This window comes from Nonomuraea turkmeniaca (genome assembly GCF_005889735.1).
GTDB lineage: Bacteria > Actinomycetota > Actinomycetes > Streptosporangiales > Streptosporangiaceae > Nonomuraea > Nonomuraea turkmeniaca.
This window is the reverse complement of sequence record NZ_VCKY01000193.1, coordinates 1-20,634: the sequence shown is the minus strand read 5'-3', so window position 1 is coordinate 20,634 and position 20,634 is coordinate 1. Positions and strand designations below refer to the sequence as shown.

Below are 20,634 nucleotides of genomic sequence, written 5' to 3'. Positions count from 1 at the left end.
CGCGCGGCATGAAGTGCTGCCCGGCGTACGCCCTGAGTCCTTGAAGGTAAGCGAAACGCATAGAGAGATGCAAGCCAGGTTCGGGCCAAGGCAACGGGATCCCCTACGGCACAGGCGATCCCGGACGCAATCCTTTACCTACTTCCGACCCTGGACAGGGTTTGCCGAGGCGCTTTGGAATCGAGGAGACGCGTCGCGGACCGCCGGCCGGATCACCGGTGCATCGCCAGTCTCAGAGTCCCCAACTGACCCAGACGAACAGGCGCCCGAAGTGGCCGGCCGCAAACTTTACCCAGCCGCAAACCCGCTACTGGCAAGGGATTCCAGCGCCTATTCGAAGGCCGACGCGCCCGATCCGATTTGCCCCACTTGCACTTTCTATGGGGATATATATACCTTTTGCGTATTCGTTGACCGGACCGTGCGCTGTCCCGAGAGAGATCCCTTGGGGCGACGTTCGGCCGCCGAACCCGCGCCTCGCGGGACCGGGGACCCATCCACTCAGGGGTGAATCGGACGCCAGCCCAAGCAACGTCCGTAGGGCACTTCCAGGCCCGAACCCGTCAGCTAACCCGGTAGGCGGCATGGAAGCAAGGAGTCAATGCCCTCATGCTCAAGCCCCGGCTTGCCGCAATCAAGACCCACCTCGATCTCCCCACCAAGCGCGTCAGCCTCGCCATCGGCGGCGCGATCCTGGCCGGAGCCACCGCCCTCGCGGGCGTGACCGGCACGGCGATCGCCTCGTCCGTCCAGCACGGCCCGGTGCAAGAAGCTCAGCACAGCCCGGTGGAAGAAGCTCAGTCGGAAGCCGGATCACTGGCCTTCGGCGTGGACGTCTCCAGGTACGAGTCCGACTACGACTGGAGCGCCAGCTCGGCCCAGTTCGGCATCATCAAGGCCACCGAGGGCACGGACTTCCGTGATGCCTCGTTCGCCAGACACTGGGGCGAGCTGGACAAGAAGGGGATCGTGCGCGGGGCGTACCACTATGGGCACCCCAGCAACGACCCCATCGCCGAGGCCGAGCACTTCCTTTCCATGGTGAACTCCCAGCCCGCCAAGGCCGGCGACCTGCTCGTCCTCGACCTGGAGACCACCGACGGCCAGTCCGTCGCCGAGGTCAACGCCTGGGCCAAGGCGTGGCTGTCGCACGTGAAGGCCAAGACCGGGGTCACCCCGATGTTCTACAGCGGCTGGAACTTCGCCGACACCTACGGCAAGGGCCTGGCCGAGTACCCGCTGTGGGTCGCCCACTACAGCAAGCCCAAGGGTGCGGTCACCCCACCCGCCGACTGGAAGTCCTGGACCATCCACCAGTACACGGACGACCCCGTCGACATGAACGTCTCCGCGCTGTCCCCCGACGAGCTGCGCGACCTGGGCCGCCGCGCTGCCTGACCAAGTGCGGGAGAGGCCGGGGCACCACCCCCGGCCTCTCCCGATTCTTGGGCGTCCGGTAGGGCTCTGGAGACGGGAGGCGAGCATGGACCGCGCGAATACCGATTCTACGATGACCATTAGTAGCCCGTGGCTAGACTCGCAGCATGCATGATGTCGACCCATGGCTGAGGGCCGCAGCCGGCCTGGGCGCCATCTCCGTCCTGCACGCGGGCATGTGATGAATCGACGTGTCATGCGCGAAACTCCCCCACCCGCATTTCCACCGGCGGACGGCCGACGGATGAGAGCGGGCGGCAGGAATCGGCGAGCGGCGGTCATCGTGGCGGCCGTGATCGCCGTCCCGCTCCTCGCGTACGCTCTGCCCGCGACCATCTTGGCAGGTGAGACGCCCCGGGGTACGCGCGTGGCCGGCATCGACATCGGCGGCCTCTCCGCGGCCGACGCCCGCGCACGCCTGGAACGCGAGCTCGGAAAGCGTGGAGCACGTTCCTTGACACTGACCGCGGCAGGCGAGACGGCACGCCTCGCCCCGGCGAAACTCGGGCTGGCCTTCGACGTCCCGGCCACCGTGGAGGCGGCTATGGACGGCGCCGCCGCTCCCGCGGGCATCTTCCGCTCGCTGTTCGGCAGCCCTCGGGACCTCCAGCCGCAGATCAGGGTCGATGAGCGTGTCCTGGCCGATGGGCTGGGCAAGTTCGCCAAGGCCGTCGACACCAAGCCGCGTCAGGGCGGCATCCGCTATCGGGGAGTCGAACCCCAGGCGATCCTCCCCAAGCCGGGCCGCGCACTCGATCGGGAGGCGGCGGCGCGCGCCGTACGCGAGGCCTTTGCCGGCAATCGTCCCTCCATCGCACTGACGACCCAGGTGGTTCGGCCCAGCGTCACCGCGGCGGAGGTGCGGCGTGTCGCCACCACCGTGGCCCGCTCGGCAGTGGCGGCCCCGCTCACCCTGGCCAATGGTGCGAAGAAGGCCCCGCTTTCGCCGACCCAGATAGCCGCCGGACTCCGGTTCGTCGCCAACGGCCAGGGAGAACTACGCCCTGCCTTCGACGCCGACGATGTGCTGACCGGCCTGGAGAAGCAGCTCATTGACGCGGAGCAGCGGCCGCGCGACGCCTCGTTCACGATCACGAAGGGCCGGCCGCGGGTCATACCCGCGCGTCCAGGCCGCGGCATCGACGCCAAGGCTCTCAGCACGACCGTCTCCGACGCACTCGCCTCAGGGCGGCGCAGCGTGGACGCGCCCCTGGCCGAGACCCAGCCCCGGGTGACCACGGCGGAAGCCAAGAAGCTCGGCATCAAGGAGAAGGTCAGTTCCTTCACCACTCAGCATCCCTGCTGCGCACCGCGCGTGACCAACATCCACCGCATCGCCGACATCGTGGACGGCTACGTGGTTCAGCCGGGCGAGACGTTCTCGCTCAACGGAATCGTGGGCAAGCGGGACAAGGCGCGTGGGTTCGTGGAAGCGCCCATGATCTTGAACAACCGGTTCGTCAACGATGTCGGAGGCGGCGTCTCCCAGTTCGCCACCACGATGTTCAACGCGGTGTTCTTCGGCGGCTTCCAGGACGTGCAGCACCGGGCCCACCAGTACTACATCTCCCGTTATCCGGCCGGACGGGAATCGACCGTCTCCTACCCGCAGCCGGACTTCCGCTGGCGCAACGACTCCCCGTACGGCGTGCTGGTCAAAACCTCCTACACCGGCACCTCGATTACCGTCGACTTCTGGAGCACCAAGCGCTACGAGATCGAGTCGCAAAGCTCGCCCCGCTACGACACCAAGTCCTTTCCGACGCTTACCGAGTCCGGCTCGGAGTGCATTCCGATGGAGGGCGTCGAAGGCTTCGCGATCGACGTCTGGCGGATTTTCAAGCAGGACGGCAAAGTGGTGCGCAAGCAGAGGTTCCACACCGTCTACGACCCTGAGCCCCGCCTCACGTGTAAGTGACTCGGGCGGCGGGACCTCGTCCAGGTGACGCTGCCTCGTGCCGGCGATCAGCTGCCGGTGCCGCCTCGTCCGCTGACCTTCCTGCGCGAGGCTTTCCCCTTTGAGCTCGTCACCGCCGAAAGCTCACGCACTCCTTGCGGCTCGAAGTCGAAGATCCGGTTGTTGACGCGTACGCCGTCGACGGCGCCGACGAACGGGGTGTCCCTGCCCTTGTTGATGCCCAGGCTGAAGGTGATCACCGCGTCGGGCAGCGCGTCCTTGAGCTCACTGAAGGAGCAGGGACTCGACAGGGTGCAGCCCGTGGCCGAGGCCGTTTCGCTGTTGGTGGCCCACCATGCGCTGCCCGGCGCGCTGGGCGTGTACCGCTCCCAGTTGCTGGGAAGCCGCCTCGCGGGCGCCGCCGGGCTGGTGGAGTCGAGCGGCAGGAAGACCAGGCTGGTGAAGTTGATGTCGGGATCGAGGTTCGGGTCGACCTCCAGGATGAGGTTCGGCGGCGTGTTCGTCAGCGGAGGGGTCTCTCCCTCGAACACCGAGTACGCCAGCGTGTTGATGCCGCTGAGCCGCGTGCCCGCGAAGTCGCTCTCGTTGCCCCACACGATCTTGTCGTCACCACTGCCGACGATGAGGCCCACACTGCCGACGCCGTACGGCGGCGGCACGGTGGCACGGGGGTTGGACACGGGGTTGCGCCCCCAGGGGCCGAGCCGCAGGACGGCGCTCGGGCCGCCCAGCGTATTGCGGCCGATCACGCCCCACCTTTCCTGGTAGTCCGGGCGGGATCCGCCGTCGGCGCCGGCGGGGAGGGTGGTTCCGCTCGCGGATACGGCGGCCGCGAGAGCGACGCAGGACATGGCGAGTGGCCGAAACCGTGAAAGTCTCATGAAGGTGTCCCCGAATGGTTGAGCCGCGACCTGCGGCGTTCGTACCTCTTGTGGTCAGGCCGGTGATGGGCCGCGCTCAGCTGCGCGGAAGGTGATGATGACCGGCACGTCGCCGGATGGGAGATCAGTGGCGCGATCAGCGCGACGATGTGCCCTCGGTCGGCGGCGAAACGAGTCGCGAGCCGGGCTGCGACGTTCCCGCCGCCCCCACCACCGTGCGGGTGTGGATCCAAGATCTCATACGGCGAAGGTCGCAAATTCGACGTGGAGCCACCAAGGCACAACCACCGCTTATAGCTAATCCTGACTGAATCTGGCGACAGGTTTGGCGATCGACATCTACTTCCGCTATTTCCCTATTCAGCGGCAAAACGGTTATGAAGTCCCCCAACCTGAGACGAGCGCATGCCTGATCCCGACACCTCGCCTGCCATCGGCCTGCCTCCGGACGCGGCCGCCTTCTACGCCACCCACAGCAGCTTCTCGACTCCGGGCGCCCTGGCCGCGCTCTATGCCGATCTGCCGCCGGATCCGGCCAGGCTCTCGCGCATCACCCGTGACCTGATGATCCATCGGTGGGAGGGCCCCAGCTATCGGTACGACATCCCGCCCGAGCGGCTCCACAACGACGCCGAAACCCGCTATGTCGACGGCATTCTGGCCGTCATCATCGACCGCAACGGGGCTCCCTTGACGCAACCGCGCGACCTCGGTGAACGCTTCGTCGGCGGGTGCCGCGACTTCGCGCTGCTGCTTTGCTCGTTCCTGCGGCACCAGGGGATTCCCGCTCGAGTCCGGTACGGGTTCGCCGACTACTTCGGCCACGACGGCTTCCACTACGACCACATGATCAGCGAGTACTGGGACGGCCGGCGCGGATGGTGCCTGGCTGATCCTCAACTCACCGATCCGCTGATCGCCGGCCCGCTCGAGCTCGACTTCGATCCCATCGACATCCCGCGCGACCGCTTTCTCGTCGCCGGCACCGCCTGGCGGATGATCCGCACGGGTGAGGCGGACCCGAAGACGTTCGGACTCAGCTTCCCGGGCCAGATCCTGTCCGGCGAGAACTTCGTGGCCGGGAACCTGCTGTTCGACCTCGCCACCCTGAACAAGGCCGAGCCGCTCGTGTGGGATGTCTGGGGTGCGATCGCCGACATCGACAACGGCATCACCGAAGCCGACCGGGAGCTCTACGACCAGGTCGCGAAGGTGACGGCCGGGGAGGCGGAGTTCGACGCGGCACGGAAGACGTACACGGAGAACGACCGGCTGCGAATACCGCAAACGGTGTTGTCACTGGCCCCGTACAACGGTCCGCGTGAAGTGACCCTCCGCGATCTCTGAAATGGATCTACGTCGTATGATTTCCGAAGCCACCCATGGGAGGGACAGGTGCTCAGCCGGGAATTGGGAGACGACGCCGAACTGCGTCCGCTGGAACCATGGCAGGCGGCCGAGTTCGCCGCGTACGTGGACCGCGTACGCGACTCGCTCCAGCCGTGGATCTCGTGGGCCTACACCATCGTGGACGAGGAGTCGGCCCGGGCATTCCTGCAGGGTCACGCCGACCGGCAGGCCTCCGACACCGGCCGCATCTTCGGCATCTACGCCTCGGGGGCCCTGGTGGGCGGCGTGGTGTACCGGTCCTTCGACACCGCCCACCGCGTATGCGAGATCGGCGTCTGGCTTGCGCCCGAGGCACGCGGCCGGGGGCTGGTCACCGCCGCCGCACGCGTCCTCATCGACTGGGCGCTGAAGGTCCGGGGCATGGCTCGCGTCGAATGGTTGTGCGACCCGCGGAATCAGCCGAGCATAGCCACCGCCAAACGACTCGGCTTCGTCCACGAGGGCACCCACCGCAAGGCTTTCTCCATCAACGGCGAGCACCGCGACGCCCAGGTCTGGGCCATCGTCACCTGAGAAACGGGCTCACCTGACCAAGGAGATCGTCCCTTCGCAGATAATCCGCACCGGGACGACTTCGGTAGGCTGGCGGCATGACGGCGATGGCTCCCACTCGTACAGAAACCGACCTGTCCTTCCTGCTCGACCACACCAGCCACGTGCTGCGCACCCAGATGACGGCGGCGCTCGCCGAGATCGGGCTGACGCCGCGCATGCACTGCGTGCTGGTCCACGCGCTGGAGGAGGAGCGCACCCAGATCCAGCTCGCCGAGCTGGGCGACATGGACAAGACCACGATGGTGGTGACCGTGGACGCGCTGGAGAAGGCCGGGTACGCCGAGCGCCGCCCGTCCAGCACCGACCGGCGGGCGCGGATCATCGCGGTCACGGACGCGGGTGCCGCGATCGCCGAGCGCAGCCAGGAGCTCGTGGACGGCGTCCACCGGGCGGCACTGAACGCGCTGCCCGCGGACGAGCGGGAGGTCCTGGTACGCGCGCTGAACCGCCTGGTCGGCGGGCATCTCGCCGCCCCCGCCGAGGGTCCGCAGCAGGCCCGCCGGGCACGGGAGCGCGCAAAGTAGATCCGAAGAGGATCGTCTATTACGGAACTATCTGCTACGGTCTCTCCTGTCGACCTGAGACGGGAGAGACCATGTCGTACGTGCGTAACTCGCGCTGGACCGCGCTGGGCGTGCTGTCCGCGGCGGGACTGATGACGATCCTGGACGGCAGCATCGTGACGGTGGCGATGCCCGCCATCCAGAAGGACCTGGGCTTCTCGGGCGCGGAGCTGAGCTGGATCGTCAACGCCTACCTGATCCCCTTCGGCGGGTTGCTGCTCCTGGCCGGGAGGTTGGGCGACCTGATCGGGCGCCGGACGATGTTCCTGGCCGGGAACACGGTCTTCGCCGCCGCCTCCGTGCTGGCCGGCGCGGCCACCGATCCCGGCCTGCTGATCGCCGCCCGGTTCCTGCAGGGCGTGGGCAGCGCGCTGGCCTCCGCCGTGGTCCTGGGCATCTTGGTGACGTTGTTCACCGACGCCGGCGAGCGGGGCAAGGCCATTGCGATCTTCAGCTTCACCGGGGCGGCCGGCGCCTCGATCGGCCAAGTCCTGGGTGGCGTGCTCACCGATGCCCTGAGCTGGCCGTGGATCTTCTACATCAACGTGCCGATCGGCGTGGTCACCATCGTGCTCGCGCTGGTGGTGCTGCCCGCCGACCGCGGCATCGGCCTGTCCGCCGGCGCGGACATCGCCGGGGCCGTGCTGGTGACCACCGGTCTGATGCTGGGCATCTACACCGTGGTCAAGGCCGAGGAGTACGGCTGGCTCGCCGCCCACACGCTCGGCCTCGGCGCGGTGTCACTGGCCCTGCTCGCCGGGTTCGTGGCGCGGCAGGCCACCGCCAAGGCCCCGCTCATGCCGCTGCGGATCCTGCGCTCGCGTAACGTCGTCGGCGCCAACCTCGCCCAGATGCTGGCCCTGTCGGGGATGTTCGCCTTCCAGGTCCTCGTCGCGCTCTACATGCAGCGGGTCCTGGGATACGGGGCGCTGGACACCGGGCTGGCGATGCTCCCGGCCGCGGTGGGCATCGGCTCGATCTCGCTGTTGGTCTCGGCCCGGCTCAGCGCCCGCTTCGGCGCCCGTACCGTGCTGATCGCCGGCCTGGCGCTGCTCATCGCGGCGATGCTCCTGCTCACCCAGATCACCGTGAACGCCGGCTACGTCACTCACCTGCTCCCGGCGATGCTGCTGATCTCGGGCGGCGGTCTGGTGCTTCCGACGCTGGCCACGCTCGGCATGTCCGGCGCGCGGGAGAGCGACGCGGGGCTGGCCTCCGGGCTGTTCAACACCACCCAGCAGGTGGGCATGGCCATCGGCGTGGCGGTGCTGTCCACGATGGCCGCCTCGCGCACCGGTGAACTGCTGGCCGCAGGAGCCGGCCAGGCCGCGGCGCTGACCGGGGGTTACCGGCTGGCGTTCGGCATCTCGGCGGGGCTGCTGCTCACAGCCTTCGCCGTGGCGCTCACCATCCTGCGCCGCCCCGCCCCGTCCGAGTCCGACGAGCCCGCCCCGTCCGGCGAGCCCCAGCCCTCTGCGACCTCCTGAGCCATCCCTCCCGCCCGGCGCGCTTCGCCCGCCGGGCGGTTCCCGGCTGGTCAAGGCGGTTCGCCCACGGGCGCGACGGTGTGCGCTCCCTCCCCCGGTACATCGCCAAACGGCGATCTCATCCGCGCTTCACGACCGCCAACGCGTGCCCCAGCGCCTCCCACATCTTCGGTTTCCGGGCGAGGGTCGGCTCGAAGCCGGTGTCGCGTTCTTCGGAGTGCACGCTGCGGTATCGCCTACAGCGCGTCAGCGGCCGCGTATGCACTCGGGCATCGGACACATCCCGTTTTACCTGGGATTTGTACCCTGCGTGACACAGTGTGAGCATGGTGTGGGGCCGCTCCATCAGGGCCAGGATGACGATCGCGACGGTGACCGTATTCGGGGCCATCGTCTTTTCCGGGGTGCTCGTGATCTCACTGGTGTATCCGGCAATGGCGCGAGCCGACCTCATCACCCATGCGGACGGCGCCAGCCGCCGCCTCGCCACCACCATCGACAAGACGCACTTCACCGGCCCCATTCCGCCGCGGGACAGCGTGCAGATCATGCAGGTCGTGGACGCATCCGGCCGGGTGGTGGCCGCCAACGACGGGCGCGCCTCCTGGCAGGTCCTCACTCAGGCCCGGCCGGCCGAGGGCGACTCGAGGGTTCAGGATCGCGTGTGCCGGCCCAACGGCTGCATGGTCGTGGTGGGAACGAGCAACCCCACCAGCGTGTACGGCCCCGTCGTCGCCTACGCGGCCATGCGGGAGCCGTTCCTGCTGACATCGCCGTTCCTGCCCATGCTCCTGTGGGGCTCGGCGGCGGCGCTGGTGGCGCTGATGGGATGGGGCGCCTGGTACGGGACCGGGCATGTGCTCGCCCCCGTGGAGCGGATCCGGTCGGGGCTGGAGCACATCAGAGCCCAGGATCTGAGCCGGCGCATCGACGTACCCGACACGAAGGACGAGGTCGCCGAACTGGCCACCACCGCCAACGAGACCCTGGCGCGGCTGGAGGACGCCGTGGAGCGGCACCGGCGTTTCGTCTCGGACGCCTCCCACGAGCTGCGCACACCCATCGCCGCACTCCTCGTACGACTGGAGTCGGGGCTCGGGGACCTGGACGAGAAGGAGTGGCGGGCGGCGATCAAGGACGCGCAGCGGCTGTCCGACATCGTGCACGACCTGCTCCTGATGGCCCGGCTGGACGCGAGCGCGCCGGTGAAACATGAGCGGATCGATCTCGGCCAGTTGGTCGAGGAGGAGATCGCGCGGCGGCCCAGCCGGTTGCCCATGACCATCGATGTGGAGCCCGAGCTGCATGTCCAGGGGAGCCGGTTGCGGCTGGGGCGGCTGCTGACGAATCTGCTGTCCAACGCCGATCGGTACGGCGAATCCCGGGTGTGGATCTCCGTCCGGGAGTGCGCGGATCAGGCGGAGGTGGAAGTGCTGGACGACGGGCCGGGGATTCCCCTGGAAAAGCGGGAGCGGGTGTTCGAGCGGTTCACCCGGCTCGAACACAGCCGGTCCCGGGATACCGGGGGAAGCGGGCTGGGGTTGCCGATCGCCCGTGACATCGCCAGGGCTCATGGGGGCACGCTGGAAGTCGGCAGCGGCCCAGGGGGGCGACTCATCCTGCGCCTTCCGCGAAGCTGACCGGCTTCACGAGTCGCGCGTGGTGATCGCGGTGATCGCGGTGATCGCGGTGATCGCGACGACGATGCCGACCAGCATCGCCGACAGAGCCGGCGCCCACAACGGCGCAACGAGCAGCAGCAGCGTGCCTACCGTGGCACCCCTTCTGAATGGCATTGTGAGTACTCTCCGCTGGCTCTAGAATTCGATCATGAGATTGGTCGATATCCGGATTTATCCCGTTAAATCTGGTGCCGGGTGTCCCGTTCCCGAAGCCACCGTGGAGCCCTGGGGGCTGGCCGGAGATCGGCGGTGGGCGGTCGTCGACGAGGCAGGCGACAATCTCTGGCTCGGTGAGCATCCCCGGATGGCGTCCGTCCGCGCGGGGAACATGGACGGCGGCGGCCTGCTCCTGTCCGCCCCCGGCCTGCCCGACCTGAAGGTCGCCAAGGCCGCCGGGGAGCCGGTGCCGGTGGGCTTCAGCGGCCTGGATCGGGCGATCGCCGCCGATGACGACGCCCACGCGTGGTTCACCCGGCTCCTTGGCCGCCCCGCCCGGCTGGTCTGGCTGGACGACCCGAACCGCCGTACCATCGATCCGGCTCACGGCGGCCTGCCCGGCGAGGTGGTCAGCTTCGCGTGGGACGCGCCGCTGCTGCTGACGTCCGCCGCGTCGCTGCGCGTCCTGGACGGGCAGATCGGCGGGGACACCCCGCTCGACATGGCGCGGTTCCGCCCCAGCGTGGTGATCGACGGCGCCGAGCCGTACGCCGAGGACTCCTGGACCGAGGTCAGGATCGGCGAGATCGACTTCCGTGTCTCCGAGTTGTGCGACCGCTGCGCGGTCACCACCATCGACCCGGTGACCCTGGTCAAGGGCAAGGAGCCGATCCGCACCCTGGCCAAGTACCGCCGCTGGGACGGCAAGACCTGGTTCGGCATCCGCCTGGTGCCGCGGAACGCGGGACGGCTCCGGCTCGGCGATCCGGTGAGGCCCGCAAACGCGAGCTGACCGCGTTGTCGTCCTCGCGCTGGTCCGGGGCCATCACCAAGACCACCCCCACCAGTGGGCGCACCCCTGGGCGGTACGCCAATCCTTCGGAGATCGGTGAGGCGATCGCCTGGCCCAACTCCGATGCCGCGTCGTTCGTGACCGGTCCGCCGATGACCGTGGACGGTGCCATGACGGCCCGTTAGCGCATCAGGACGTGGCACTCCAATGGGAAGCCCTTCCCTAGACGACCGGGCGGCTCAGGCATCAAGCTTCGGTGGCAGAGCGACCGAGTCTGACGGGAGAGGACGAATGCCGACCCAGGTCGACAACACCTGCTTCGTGGGGCCTGCGGAGGAACCGGACAAGTACCGGCTGGTCAGGCAGGTTGGCCACGGCGGCGAGGCGGAATTGTGGTACGCGGTCACGGCCGTGGCCGGCGGCTGGGAGCCCGTCGCGGTGAAGATATTACGCAGCGGGCTGCAGGAGTCTCTGGCTCACTGGCGTACCAGGTGGAACACCTGGACTCACGTGCTGCACGTCTCGGCCCCCTCGTCGGACGCCGCCACCACGGACAGCTTGAACCCGGTCGACCCGGTGAGCACCGCTTGCCGTGTGCCCCCGATGACGGAGGCACGCCGCGCGGCGCTGGTCGCGATGGCCTCGGGCTATCTGCGCCGCTACCCCGACTACGACCCCCGCCCGCTGACGTATCAGGAGACGGCCGACCTGCTCGGGCTCCGTCGTGACCAGGTGCGCAAACGCATCGAGCACCTGCGGGAAGAGCTTGTGGAGGCTCACGTACCGGGGCTGACGGGCCCCGACGCCCGCCGGGCGCTGTGTGAATGGTTCCTGGGCATGCGCGTCATCGGCCCCCGGGACCTGGACTGGCTGCGCCATCGGCTCTCGCACGGCAGCTGAGCCTGCGGCCGGCACCACGGACTATCGTGGAAGTGAGGGAGGGTCATCAAGCCGAACCTGTGTTCCAGAGGAGGCTCTGATGAGGGAACACTTCATCTGGGTGACGACACGCCGCATCAGGCCGGGCACGTTGGAGGAGTTCGAACGGGCTTGGCGCCCGGACCCGTATCCGGAGGGCCTGCGTCACGCCTACGCGTACTGGACCGAGGACGAGCAGGAGATCACCGGGGTGTCGTTCTGGGATTCGAAGGAGGCGTGCGACTCCTGGCGGGCCTCCGAGGGTGAGAGCCACCGGCGTGCGGTCATGGCCCCGTACGTCGTGGAGGAGCGAGAGGGCTTCTACCGCGGCCGCGAGCTGGCCGTACCGGTGCGATAGAGGCAGGCGGGGGCGACGGCGCGGTGCCGCGCCGTCGCCCGGCGCGACTAGCTGTAGAAGGTCTTGGAGCCGCGGCTCACGATGGTGCCCCGCTCGCCCCAGTAGGTCCTGACCGTGGCGCGGTAGTAGGTGTCCTCGTAGGCGGTGGCCAGGCTACGGCACGTGCTGCCCGAGTGGCCGTAGTAGTTGTTGTTGTCCCGCCAGGTGTACGAGGGGCCGCCCCCGTTGACCGGAGCCAGCACCACCTCGACCCAGCGCGGGCCCTCGCTGTTGTACGCCTGGGCGCAGATGGTGTCCGTACCGTCGTTGTAGGAGACGGTGCCGTCGCCGACGTTCCAGGTGAACGAGGCGGCCGAGGCCGGCTGCGCGAGAGCGAGGCTCGCCGCCGCCACGCCGATGCCGACCACTGCCGTCTTGATCAGTTTCTTCATCATTCCCCTTCAGGCTTGAGCGGATCATTCGCCGCTCGTTGCCGATCTTTGACCAGCCAGCCGTCATGACAAAAGGTCTGACACGCAGTGTTCGCCACCTAGACCCGCAAACTTAGACACCCGCCCATTTAGGCGACATTCATCCCGCCAGTCGCGGCAGTGCGTCAGCAGGGTGTACCGGCGAGGGTGACGTTCAGGTTGTCAAGGCGGCCGCCTCAGGGGCATCGCCTTCAGGGGGGTCGGCCACCTTACCGCTCTGTACGTATCGCCGGATCAGCTCCAGCCCCGGCACCCCGTACGCGTCCTCCACCGCGTTGGCCGTCAGATGGCACAGGTGGAACCGTTCGAGCGGGGTCAGGCCCAGGCGGGTGAGGTGCAGGTACGTGTAGTTGAGCAGCACCCGGTACCGCAGGAACGCCGGGTCGGAGAAGACGGCGTCGTGGTAGGCGGGGCTGTCGAAGATGAGCCGGTGGAGCTCGCTCTGCTCGCGTCGCGGCGCCTGGATGGGTGCCTCTCCCGGCCCGGTCATGGGCTGGACCAGGTCGCCGGCGCGGTCGCGGTAGGCGTCCATGAGGGCGGCCCACTCCCGTACGAACGGCATCGGCTCGGACGCGGGCTCGTCCAGCGCGCGGATCACGTCGCGGACCCGCGCGACCAGCGCGTCGCGCTGGGCGGCGTAGGCGCGGTCGAACGCGGCCCGGGAGGCGGCGGGGTCGGCCGCCCAGGTCAGGTAGCCCTCCGCGTGGGACCGGAACGACATGTAGCTGCTGGTGATCGGCTGTGACGTGTGGGCGACGGTCAGCATGAGGTTCATGGCCACGCCGAGTTTGCCGCCTTCGTGTTCCAGCATGTCGAACAGCAGGTCCGTGCTGTCGGTGTAGAAGGACGTGAGCAGGTCCACCGCCAGGTCGTTGCCGAGCACATGATGGCGGGAGTCGAACGGTTCCTCGTGAATGGAGTTGTCGGCCCGCCACGGTGTGAGCGGGCCGCGTTCCTCCTCCCGCATGGCCATCAGCCGGTGCCTGCCGAGGCTCTCCTCGGGGTCGAGGGTCGTGGTGGACGGGTGTGCCTTCAGGTAGTCGCCGACGATCTCGTCGAGGGCGGGCCTGACGACATCCCGCCATGTATCCGGCGACGTGCGTATGTTGATCCGCACGTGCGGGCCCTGGCGCCAGTGTCTGAGCACGTACGCCGCCTCGACGTGCTCCCGCACCCGCGCCAGCAGCGGACGTACGGCGCCCAGCAACAGGGCGTCCCTGTCGGCGTGGTAGTAGACGTGGGCGCAGTGCCAGGTGGGCATAGGTTACCTCCGCGATGCGGCGAGATCGGTCAGGGTGCTGGCGAGCAGGGATGACGTCCGTAACTCGGCTTCGCGGCCGAGCCCCAGGCGGTTGTGGAAGAGGTGGGCGCATCGCAGGAGGATGAGGGGCACGGTACGGCGGGCGGGCGGCACGGCCATCGCCAGGTGGGCGTGCGGTGAACCCGGATCCTGCGGGCGGCACCGGCCTGCCGCCTGCAGCGGGTCGAGCGCGTCGCGCAACCGCTGGATCGACTCCCGCCAGGTCCCCAGCACGCCTGCGGGAGTCGAGCTCCAGAGGTTCGTGGTCTGGCGCAGCAGCGCGCCCTGCCGAGGCTCGACCGGCGGAGGCTCGACCGGCGGAGGCGCGGCGGGCCGAGCGGCCGCGTGCGAGCCGGATGCAGCCGAGCCGGATGCAGCCGAGCCGGATGCGGCGAGGCGGGTGGTGTCGGGTGGAGCGGTCTCGGCGATGCGGGTCGCGGCTGCGGCGAGGTCGGGTTCGGCGACGGCCAGGGTGATCGTCAGGGCCGCCAGGCCGATGGCCACCCGCTGGTCCATCGGCGTGCCCGCAGCCAGCACGCGCAGGGCCAGCGTGCTGGAGTCGGTGAAGTGGCGCTCCACGGCCGCCAGGCAGGCCTCGTCCCCGTAGGCGGCGTGCTCCGGCCGGTACGCGATGAACTCGACCGTTCCGGCCGGCCGCAGCCGCTCGTCGAAGTGTTCCCTGCGCTCCTCCCGGGCGACGACCGCGGCGAAGCGGCGGTAGACGTCCTGTCCGAACGGGGGTGTGGAGGGGTGGCGGGTGAAGTGCCGGGCAGCGGCCGAACGCACCAGGTCACGGGCCCGGTCGGGGTCGGCCGTCTTCAGCCGCAGCCGGACGTGCTGGCCGCCCTCCCAGTACCGCAGGAAGAAGTGCTCGTCCGCGTCCAGCGCGTCGACGACGGGGGTCACGACCTCGGTCACCAGCGCGTCGAGATCGCCGTAGTGGAACAGGTGCGCGCTCACCCACCGCCGCCCGCTCACGACCGCGACACCTGTACGGCGTACTCGGTGACATGGCGGCCCCCGTCGCCGTACGCGGGGGCGTCGGCCAGGTCGGGAAGGGCTTCTTCCAGCACCATCAGGGCATCGGGATCGCCGATCGACCGGATGAACCCGGTGAGCAGGAGGTGGTCCGTCACGTCCACGTACATCGGCTTACGTCCCTTGCTCAGCAGGCCGGTGCCCAGACCTTCGCGGAGGTCCACCACACGGGCGAAGAACCGGCGCGCCACCCCGTGCCCGGCCAGCCAGCCGGCCAGCCGAGGCAGGTACGCGGCGTCGCCCTCGCCCGGCAGCGGTACGGGGAAGTCGCCGGCGCGAAGGCGTACGCAGGCGCGGGCCAGGGTCACGCGGCCCACGTCCAGACGCGGCCAGCGTTCCACGGCGCCCGGCGGGGGCACGTCACCACCCGCGCGGAACACCCAGCCGGGCACCATCGCCGTGGCTGGCTCGCCGAAGACCCGGATGAGGAATTGGAGTGCGGGCGGCAACCAGTGCTGGGCGGCCAGCCCGAGGTGCACGGGCCGGACCCGGCACCCGGCGGCGTCACGGAGGACCAGGCGCTCGGTGGCCGGATCATAGGTGATCGCGAGCTCGACCACCGAAACCTCGGGCACCTCGCCTTCGCCCGCACCGTCACCGAGGACCGCGGCCGGATCCCCGGGCGCTGTGCCGGGGTAGGCGAGGGCGACGTCGGCGGTGGCGGTGCGGAGGTTCAGGCCGCCGCCCGCGATGGCCCGGCACTCGGCCAGGCGGACGTCAGCCTCCGGGGCCCGCAGATGCATGGCGGGCGGCGGCTGACCACCGGCGAGGGTGATCAGGCGATGCAGGCGGGACAGCCCACGGCCGTACCCGGCGGAGACGGTGCCGAGGACCAGGCGCAGACCGTCCGGGGCGGGCACCGCCTGCACGTAGCAGCACACCGACCCGGGCGCCTGGACGAACGGTGGCCACTCGGCGGCCAGCCCGGCCAGCTCCGCAGCCGTCAGACAGACCGCGGCGCCGCCGGGTCCCGCGTTCGCGGCCTGCCAGAAGCGCCGGCGGGCCGCCGCCAGCGCCCGCATCCCCGGCAGGTCGGGCGGCCCAGCACCGCCCGGGGTGGCCAGGGGGTTGCCCAGCAGCTCCCGCACCATCAGCCCCGCCGGACCGGGCTGGTCCGCGGTGTGCAGGTCACGGTAGAAGGTGAGCGCCGGCACGGAGGCGCCGGGTCCATATCGATCAAGGAAGTAGGCCGCGGCGCTCACCTTGGCGGGCAGGTCGGAGTCGAACAACCCGAGCAGGTGGCGGACGACATCCAGATCATCCAGGGCCGCCTGCCACGCGCCGGCCCCGCACCGCCCGGCAACACCCGTCAGCAAGGCACTTTCCGGGCACAGGTTCTTGTCCGGCAGCCAAGGATGAGCCCGCGCCCCTGGGGAGAGCAGCTCTTCCAGCGCCTCCCGCACGGTGTCGATGCTTTTGCGGCGATCGTCACCGTGGGCGGCCTCGGAGATGCGCCGCACGGTCGCCGCCAGTGACGGCACCGGCAGCCAGGACGCGAGGGCGCCCACCGGGTCGGCTCCCTGCTCGTCGTAGGGCGGGACCAGCTCGACGAGCCCCGCCTGCACCAGCGGCCGCAGGCCGGGGACCGACCCGGCCATGGCGTCCGGATGCGCGCGCAGCCAGGCCAGCGCCGCCCGCACGTCCTTCCCGGCCGGCACGCTGGACAGCCGCTCAGTAGGCCCGGGCCCGAGGAACCAGATCCGCTCCCCGTCGTCGAACGCCGCCGGGTTGACCCGCAGCCGCGCTCGCGCGTACACCTCGGGATGTCTGGTCAGCGCCGCCCACACCGGCTGCAGCACCGCCCGGTCGAGCTCGACGACCCCCTGCCAGTCCAGGGTGTCCGGCGGCTGCACGGCGGGCCCACCGGCCGTCCATTCGCCGAGCCCGCTGAAGGTGAAGGTGGCGTACGGGCTCGTCTTGGCCGCGGCCCTGGCCACGTACCTGGCCAGGCCGAGCAGCTCCTGGCGGCCGGGCCGGCGGCCGGCGAGCCAGCGGTCCACCTGGGCGGACAGGACCGGGCTGCCCTGGGCGAGCCCGCGGCGGAAGGCGGGAGCACTCACCGCCTGCCGCAGGGCCTCAACCTCGGCGTCCACCTCCGCGGCGAGCACCTCGGGCAGCCGCCGCCGCACGCGGTCCCGGTGCTCGCGGCGCTCCAGCCACGACTCGACCCGCCGGGCGAGCTCGCCGGGCAGGTGCGCGAGCGCTTCCAGGCTGCGCCGGTCCGGACGGCGGCCCCCGAACACCGCCCGCCGCAACGCCACGAGCAGCGGCTTCGCCGGCGTCCCCGCGGCGGCGCCGACGGCCTCGTGCAGCGGCTCGGACAACTCGGCGCCCTCGCGGGCCAGCCAGTCCGAGACCTCGGCCAGCTCGTCCACCAGCGCCCACGTCTCGGCGCAGCGCATCCGTTCCAGCCGCTCCACCGGCACGCTCGCGACCCGCACCCCGAACACGGGCGCGACCATGTACCTGACTGCTCGGCGCATGAAGGCTCCTAGCGGCCGGGGACGCGGAAGAGCGCCCCCGGCCTATGTGATCTCACTACTGCTCGGGCACCCAGCAGCTGCACGCCTGCATGTAGGAGGAGCAGTACGGGCTGTACGAGGACGCGCCCGTCTCGATGGCTCCGTGTCCCTCCACCACGATCGAGTCGGCGGACAGGACATCGATGGAAGCCACTTCGAGGCCGCTGAGGTCGAGCGGCAGGATTTCGTTGCTCATGGTTCTCCTTCAGTCGGATTGAGCTGTGATCCTTCTTCGGCGCGGCTCAGGACGGTTCGGCGCCACCTCCTCGGGTCGTCGGACGGTGGATCGGGCGGGCCAGCATGGGACCGCCCGCGCGCGGGGTTCCTGCGAGGAGGAAGGTCAGGCTCCTCCAGCGGGTCCCCGCGAGTCCAAGTGCCTGGTCGGCGGCGTCGGCGCCGTCGGTGTGCAGGCGTGCCGCCAGGCCGAGCGCCGCCACGGCCAGCGCGGCCTGGTGCGCCGTCAGCCCGGCCTCGATCTGCCGCGTCCGGTACCAGCGCGCACCCCTGCCCGCCAGCGGATCGGTGACGGGCACGAGGGCGAAGGCGGCGGTGCGCAGGGCGTTCCTGGTGTTGGCCAGGAGCCTCCCGGCCTCCGGCACGGCCGTCGTCCCCACCCGGTGCAGCACGTGCCTGACCGCGTCGTAGCGGTACGCCCCTGTGGCCAGGCCGCGGACCCGCTGCACCAGCAGGTACAGCGCCACCGTCCCCAGGCTGTCCCCCGGGTACGGCCGCGCCGCCTCGGCCAGCACGGCGGCCAGCGAGCGCAGCGGGATCGGCTCCGGCCGGTAGCCCGCCGGCGGGGAGGCGCGGCGGGTCACGCCGTCGGCGAGCCGCACCGGCGGCGGGTCCGGGAGCGCCAGCCCGGGACCCTGCGGCAGCGGCGGCACCGCGGGCCGCCGCGCGACCGAGCCGGGATCGGACCTGGCGGCCTGGTGCAGGGCGGCGGCCGGGCCGGCCGGGAGCGGCCGGGGACGCGGCTCGCTCTCCCGCGCCCACGGACCCCGAGGCTGGTGCCGGTGCCTGTGGCGAGTCGCCGGCAGGCGCAGAGTGAGCACGGCCAGCGCGCCCTCTCTGGCGCCGTCGAGGCCGAGCAGCCGCTCCACCCTGTCGTCCGCGAACCGCAGGTGAATGCCCACGTCCACGCCGAGCCGCCGCCCGACCGCCAGCGCCTGCGCGGCCAGGACACCCACCTCCTGGCAGACCAGCCGGTATCCGAGGTCGCCGTACTTGAACATCGACCGCAGGAACACCCCCGCCAACACCAGCACCGCGGTGGGCGGCGCGGCCGGTGGGGCGGCGAGGCAGCCGGTCAGCTCAGGCGTGTGGTCACCCTGGCGTACCCGTTCGAGCGCGTGGTGCACGGGGTCGTAGTGGTACAGGTCGCCGCAGGCCAGGTACGCCTCCACCGGGTAGAGCGCGCCTCCGGACGGCGCCGGGCGGCCCAGGAGGAGCAGCGGCGGGCCGCCTTCGGGCCGGCCCTGGTCGTCGGTGGGGTGGCACCAGATGAGCCTGGCGATGCCGAGCATCTCGCGGAGCAGCTCTCCCGCGACCGCGAGTTCGCCCAGGTGGGACCGGCCCTTCGTGTTGTGGGGCAGGGCGATGCGGGCGGCGTCCGGGTAACGCTTGTGCCGGGTCGGCGCGGCGCTCCAGTCGATGGCGAGCGGTCCGCGCTCGCGCAGCGCGGCCACGTAGTCGTGGACGGCCGTGTTCGCGGGGCTCATGGTCACGTCGCTCCGTCTCACGGGAAGGGGTGGGGGAACGGGTTCAGCTGGTCCGGCCGCAGGTCCTCGGCGCGGTGGCCGAGCAGGCGCGGCCTGGACAGCAGCCGGGGCAGCCCATGGGTACGCCGGTGCCGGTGGCCGAACGTGATGGGCACCGCGCCCGGCACGATCACCTTGGCCGAGTGCAACTGGGCCGCTTCCATCTCGGGCGACGTGGTGTCCACGGCGATCACGTCCATGCCGGAGTCCAGGTAACGCCGCGCCAGTTCGGCGAGGTCCGCGGTGAGGTCGTCACGGGCGGGCCAGCCCGGTATGTCGGTGAGGGCCAGGCGGGGGCCTGCTGCTGGAAGGAACGCCAGCCGGTCGTACGCGCCCCGGTGCCCGTACAGCATGGGGTGGTCCTCCAGCACGCGGACCAGGTCGGAGTCGGCGGCGAGCCGGGCGGCCCGCGCCGGGTCGTACCGGTCGAGCTGGCCTTCCAGGGTGGGCCCCAGCTCGACCAGGGCGCGGCGCAGGGCGTGCTCGGGCTCCAGGTGGGCGGCGCTGCCGCAGACGGCCTTGGGGCGTTCCGGGTCGCCGGCCGGGTCCACGGCCATCACCCAGAACACCGGGACGCCCTGCTCCATGGCCGTCACGTAGGCCTCGACGTCGTAGCCGAGGCGGTGCCGGAGCCGTTCGGCGATCATCGGGATGCGCCGGTCGCGGGCCGATTCCAGGTCCACGGGGGACATCGGCATCCTGGCGTACCAGGTCGCCAGGACGGCATCGCGCTCGGCCACCTCCAGCAGCCCGTACAGGACCGCCTCTGCCGCGCACCCGCCGGCCGCGCAGCCGTTGGAGCTCTCGTAGGCGAGCCCGGGATCGGAGCGCGGGCCGTAGTAGACGTAGCTCTCCGGCACGAGCAGCGGCGCGTCCCGGCCGAACGAATACCCCCATACCCACGAGATCTCGCGGGCTGGGTCAAAAGGGGCGAACCAGAAGCCCGGCAGGTCGTAGCGGTCGTCGGGGTAGAGGCCCAGCGTGCGGGGGTCCAGGGCACGATCGGCCACGTCGGCGTACGCGGCCACGACGGTGGTACGGCGGGCGCGCGGGTGGATGCCGGCGATCCGCTCCAAAGCCTCGACCATCGCGGTGGCCCTGGCCGCGGGGAAGTCGTCGCATCGGCCGTAGCCGTGGTGACTCTCGTCCGAGGTACGGGCCGGGGCCAGGCGGGCCACCGCCATCGGGCTGCCGCCCCGCGCGTCCGAGACGAGGGACTGGATCAGCCCGGTCTCCCCGTCCACGAACATCGCCCGCAGCTCCTCCTCCCTCCCCGCCAGATCGGCCACCCGGAACACACCGGGGGCCGGTTTCCGCGCCGGCCCAGGTGGCGGGCGCACCGACTCCGGGGTGTCGGGCGGGCGGCGGCCGCAGTCGGGGCACAGG

20 protein-coding genes and 1 riboswitch are annotated in these 20,634 nt (G+C 70.5%); of the genes, 11 read left to right on the top strand and 9 right to left on the bottom strand.

Translation table 11 applies throughout. The features are described 5' to 3' along the window. The first annotated feature begins 452 nt into the window (after nucleotides 1-452). Nucleotides 453-597: riboswitch (cyclic di-AMP (ydaO/yuaA leader) on the top strand. Between the two features lie 12 nt (nucleotides 598-609). Beyond that, a complete protein-coding gene (locus ETD86_RS39815) occupies nucleotides 610-1,398 on the top strand; it encodes a glycoside hydrolase family 25 protein (protein ID WP_138671808.1) in 789 nt (262 codons plus the stop codon). A gap of 331 nt (nucleotides 1,399-1,729) precedes the next feature. Further along, entirely contained in the window at nucleotides 1,730-3,355 is a 1,626-nt protein-coding gene (locus ETD86_RS39810) for a VanW family protein (protein ID WP_170223502.1), read from the top strand. A gap of 47 nt (nucleotides 3,356-3,402) precedes the next feature. Here ETD86_RS39810 and ETD86_RS39805 read toward each other — a convergent pair whose 3' ends face one another. Beyond that, entirely contained in the window at nucleotides 3,403-4,104 is a 702-nt protein-coding gene (locus tag ETD86_RS39805) for a hypothetical protein (protein ID WP_138671806.1), read from the bottom strand. A 537-nt stretch (nucleotides 4,105-4,641) separates the two neighbouring features. Here ETD86_RS39805 and ETD86_RS39800 point away from each other — a divergent pair. The 5 genes from ETD86_RS39800 to ETD86_RS39780 all read left to right on the top strand — a co-directional run bounded on the left by ETD86_RS39800 (nucleotide 4,642) and on the right by ETD86_RS39780 (nucleotide 9,891). Then, nucleotides 4,642-5,583, top strand: coding sequence for a transglutaminase-like domain-containing protein (locus tag ETD86_RS39800; RefSeq protein WP_138671805.1), 942 nt, complete (start codon nucleotides 4,642-4,644; stop codon nucleotides 5,581-5,583). A 48-nt stretch (nucleotides 5,584-5,631) separates the two neighbouring features. Continuing rightward, a complete protein-coding gene (locus tag ETD86_RS39795; RefSeq protein WP_138671804.1) occupies nucleotides 5,632-6,159 on the top strand; it encodes a GNAT family N-acetyltransferase in 528 nt (175 codons plus the stop codon). Between the two features lie 77 nt (nucleotides 6,160-6,236). Next, nucleotides 6,237-6,725, top strand: coding sequence for a MarR family winged helix-turn-helix transcriptional regulator (locus ETD86_RS39790; protein WP_138671803.1), 489 nt, complete (start codon nucleotides 6,237-6,239; stop codon nucleotides 6,723-6,725). A 71-nt stretch (nucleotides 6,726-6,796) separates the two neighbouring features. Continuing rightward, nucleotides 6,797-8,251: an MFS transporter gene (locus tag ETD86_RS39785; RefSeq protein WP_138671802.1), complete on the top strand. Its 1,455-nt coding sequence runs from the start codon at nucleotides 6,797-6,799 to the stop codon at nucleotides 8,249-8,251. 326 nt (nucleotides 8,252-8,577) lie between these two features. After that, nucleotides 8,578-9,891 (top strand): ATP-binding protein, encoded by a 1,314-nt coding sequence (locus tag ETD86_RS39780; protein WP_138671801.1) that lies wholly within the window; start codon nucleotides 8,578-8,580, stop codon nucleotides 9,889-9,891. 6 nt (nucleotides 9,892-9,897) lie between these two features. On the opposite strand, the gene ETD86_RS55875 is transcribed toward ETD86_RS39780, so the two are convergent. Next, nucleotides 9,898-10,047, bottom strand: a complete 150-nt coding sequence (locus ETD86_RS55875; RefSeq protein WP_170223501.1) for a hypothetical protein — start codon at nucleotides 10,045-10,047, stop codon at nucleotides 9,898-9,900. Between the two features lie 34 nt (nucleotides 10,048-10,081). Between ETD86_RS55875 and ETD86_RS39775 the strand changes: the two genes are divergently transcribed. The 4 genes from ETD86_RS39775 to ETD86_RS39760 all read left to right on the top strand — a co-directional run bounded on the left by ETD86_RS39775 (nucleotide 10,082) and on the right by ETD86_RS39760 (nucleotide 12,158). Next, a complete protein-coding gene (locus ETD86_RS39775; RefSeq protein ID WP_138671800.1) occupies nucleotides 10,082-10,882 on the top strand; it encodes an MOSC domain-containing protein in 801 nt (266 codons plus the stop codon). A gap of 5 nt (nucleotides 10,883-10,887) precedes the next feature. Beyond that, nucleotides 10,888-11,067 carry a hypothetical protein gene (locus ETD86_RS39770; RefSeq protein ID WP_138671799.1) on the top strand — a complete coding sequence of 60 codons (180 nt, stop codon included), beginning with the start codon at nucleotides 10,888-10,890 and terminating at the stop codon, nucleotides 11,065-11,067. 106 nt (nucleotides 11,068-11,173) lie between these two features. Continuing rightward, the gene (locus tag ETD86_RS39765) at nucleotides 11,174-11,782 is read left to right on the top strand and encodes a hypothetical protein (RefSeq protein ID WP_138671798.1); all 609 of its coding nucleotides are present in this window, start codon (nucleotides 11,174-11,176) and stop codon (nucleotides 11,780-11,782) included. A gap of 79 nt (nucleotides 11,783-11,861) precedes the next feature. Further along, nucleotides 11,862-12,158 carry an antibiotic biosynthesis monooxygenase gene (locus ETD86_RS39760; protein ID WP_138671797.1) on the top strand — a complete coding sequence of 99 codons (297 nt, stop codon included), beginning with the start codon at nucleotides 11,862-11,864 and terminating at the stop codon, nucleotides 12,156-12,158. A 47-nt stretch (nucleotides 12,159-12,205) separates the two neighbouring features. On the opposite strand, the gene ETD86_RS39755 is transcribed toward ETD86_RS39760, so the two are convergent. The 7 genes from ETD86_RS39755 to ETD86_RS39725 form a co-directional block, all read right to left on the bottom strand. Continuing rightward, the gene (locus tag ETD86_RS39755; protein ID WP_138671796.1) at nucleotides 12,206-12,592 is read right to left on the bottom strand and encodes a hypothetical protein; all 387 of its coding nucleotides are present in this window, start codon (nucleotides 12,590-12,592) and stop codon (nucleotides 12,206-12,208) included. 190 nt (nucleotides 12,593-12,782) lie between these two features. After that, nucleotides 12,783-13,889 (bottom strand): thiopeptide maturation pyridine synthase, encoded by a 1,107-nt coding sequence (locus ETD86_RS39750; RefSeq protein WP_138671795.1) that lies wholly within the window; start codon nucleotides 13,887-13,889, stop codon nucleotides 12,783-12,785. Between the two features lie 3 nt (nucleotides 13,890-13,892). Continuing rightward, nucleotides 13,893-14,906, bottom strand: a complete 1,014-nt coding sequence (locus ETD86_RS39745; RefSeq protein WP_138671794.1) for a lantibiotic dehydratase C-terminal domain-containing protein — start codon at nucleotides 14,904-14,906, stop codon at nucleotides 13,893-13,895. Further along, nucleotides 14,903-17,449 (bottom strand): lantibiotic dehydratase, encoded by a 2,547-nt coding sequence (locus tag ETD86_RS39740; RefSeq protein WP_138671793.1) that lies wholly within the window; start codon nucleotides 17,447-17,449, stop codon nucleotides 14,903-14,905. Before ETD86_RS39740 ends, ETD86_RS39745 begins: the two co-directional genes overlap by 4 nt. A gap of 55 nt (nucleotides 17,450-17,504) precedes the next feature. Continuing rightward, complete coding sequence (locus ETD86_RS39735) at nucleotides 17,505-17,684, bottom strand: hypothetical protein (RefSeq protein ID WP_138671792.1); 180 nt, start codon at nucleotides 17,682-17,684, stop codon at nucleotides 17,505-17,507. Nucleotides 17,685-17,730: 46 nt separating this feature from the next. After that, nucleotides 17,731-19,209: a SagB family peptide dehydrogenase gene (locus ETD86_RS39730; RefSeq protein WP_138671791.1), complete on the bottom strand. Its 1,479-nt coding sequence runs from the start codon at nucleotides 19,207-19,209 to the stop codon at nucleotides 17,731-17,733. A 17-nt stretch (nucleotides 19,210-19,226) separates the two neighbouring features. Then, nucleotides 19,227-20,634: YcaO-like family protein (locus ETD86_RS39725; protein WP_138671790.1), on the bottom strand; the 1,408-nt coding region annotated here is incomplete at its 5' end.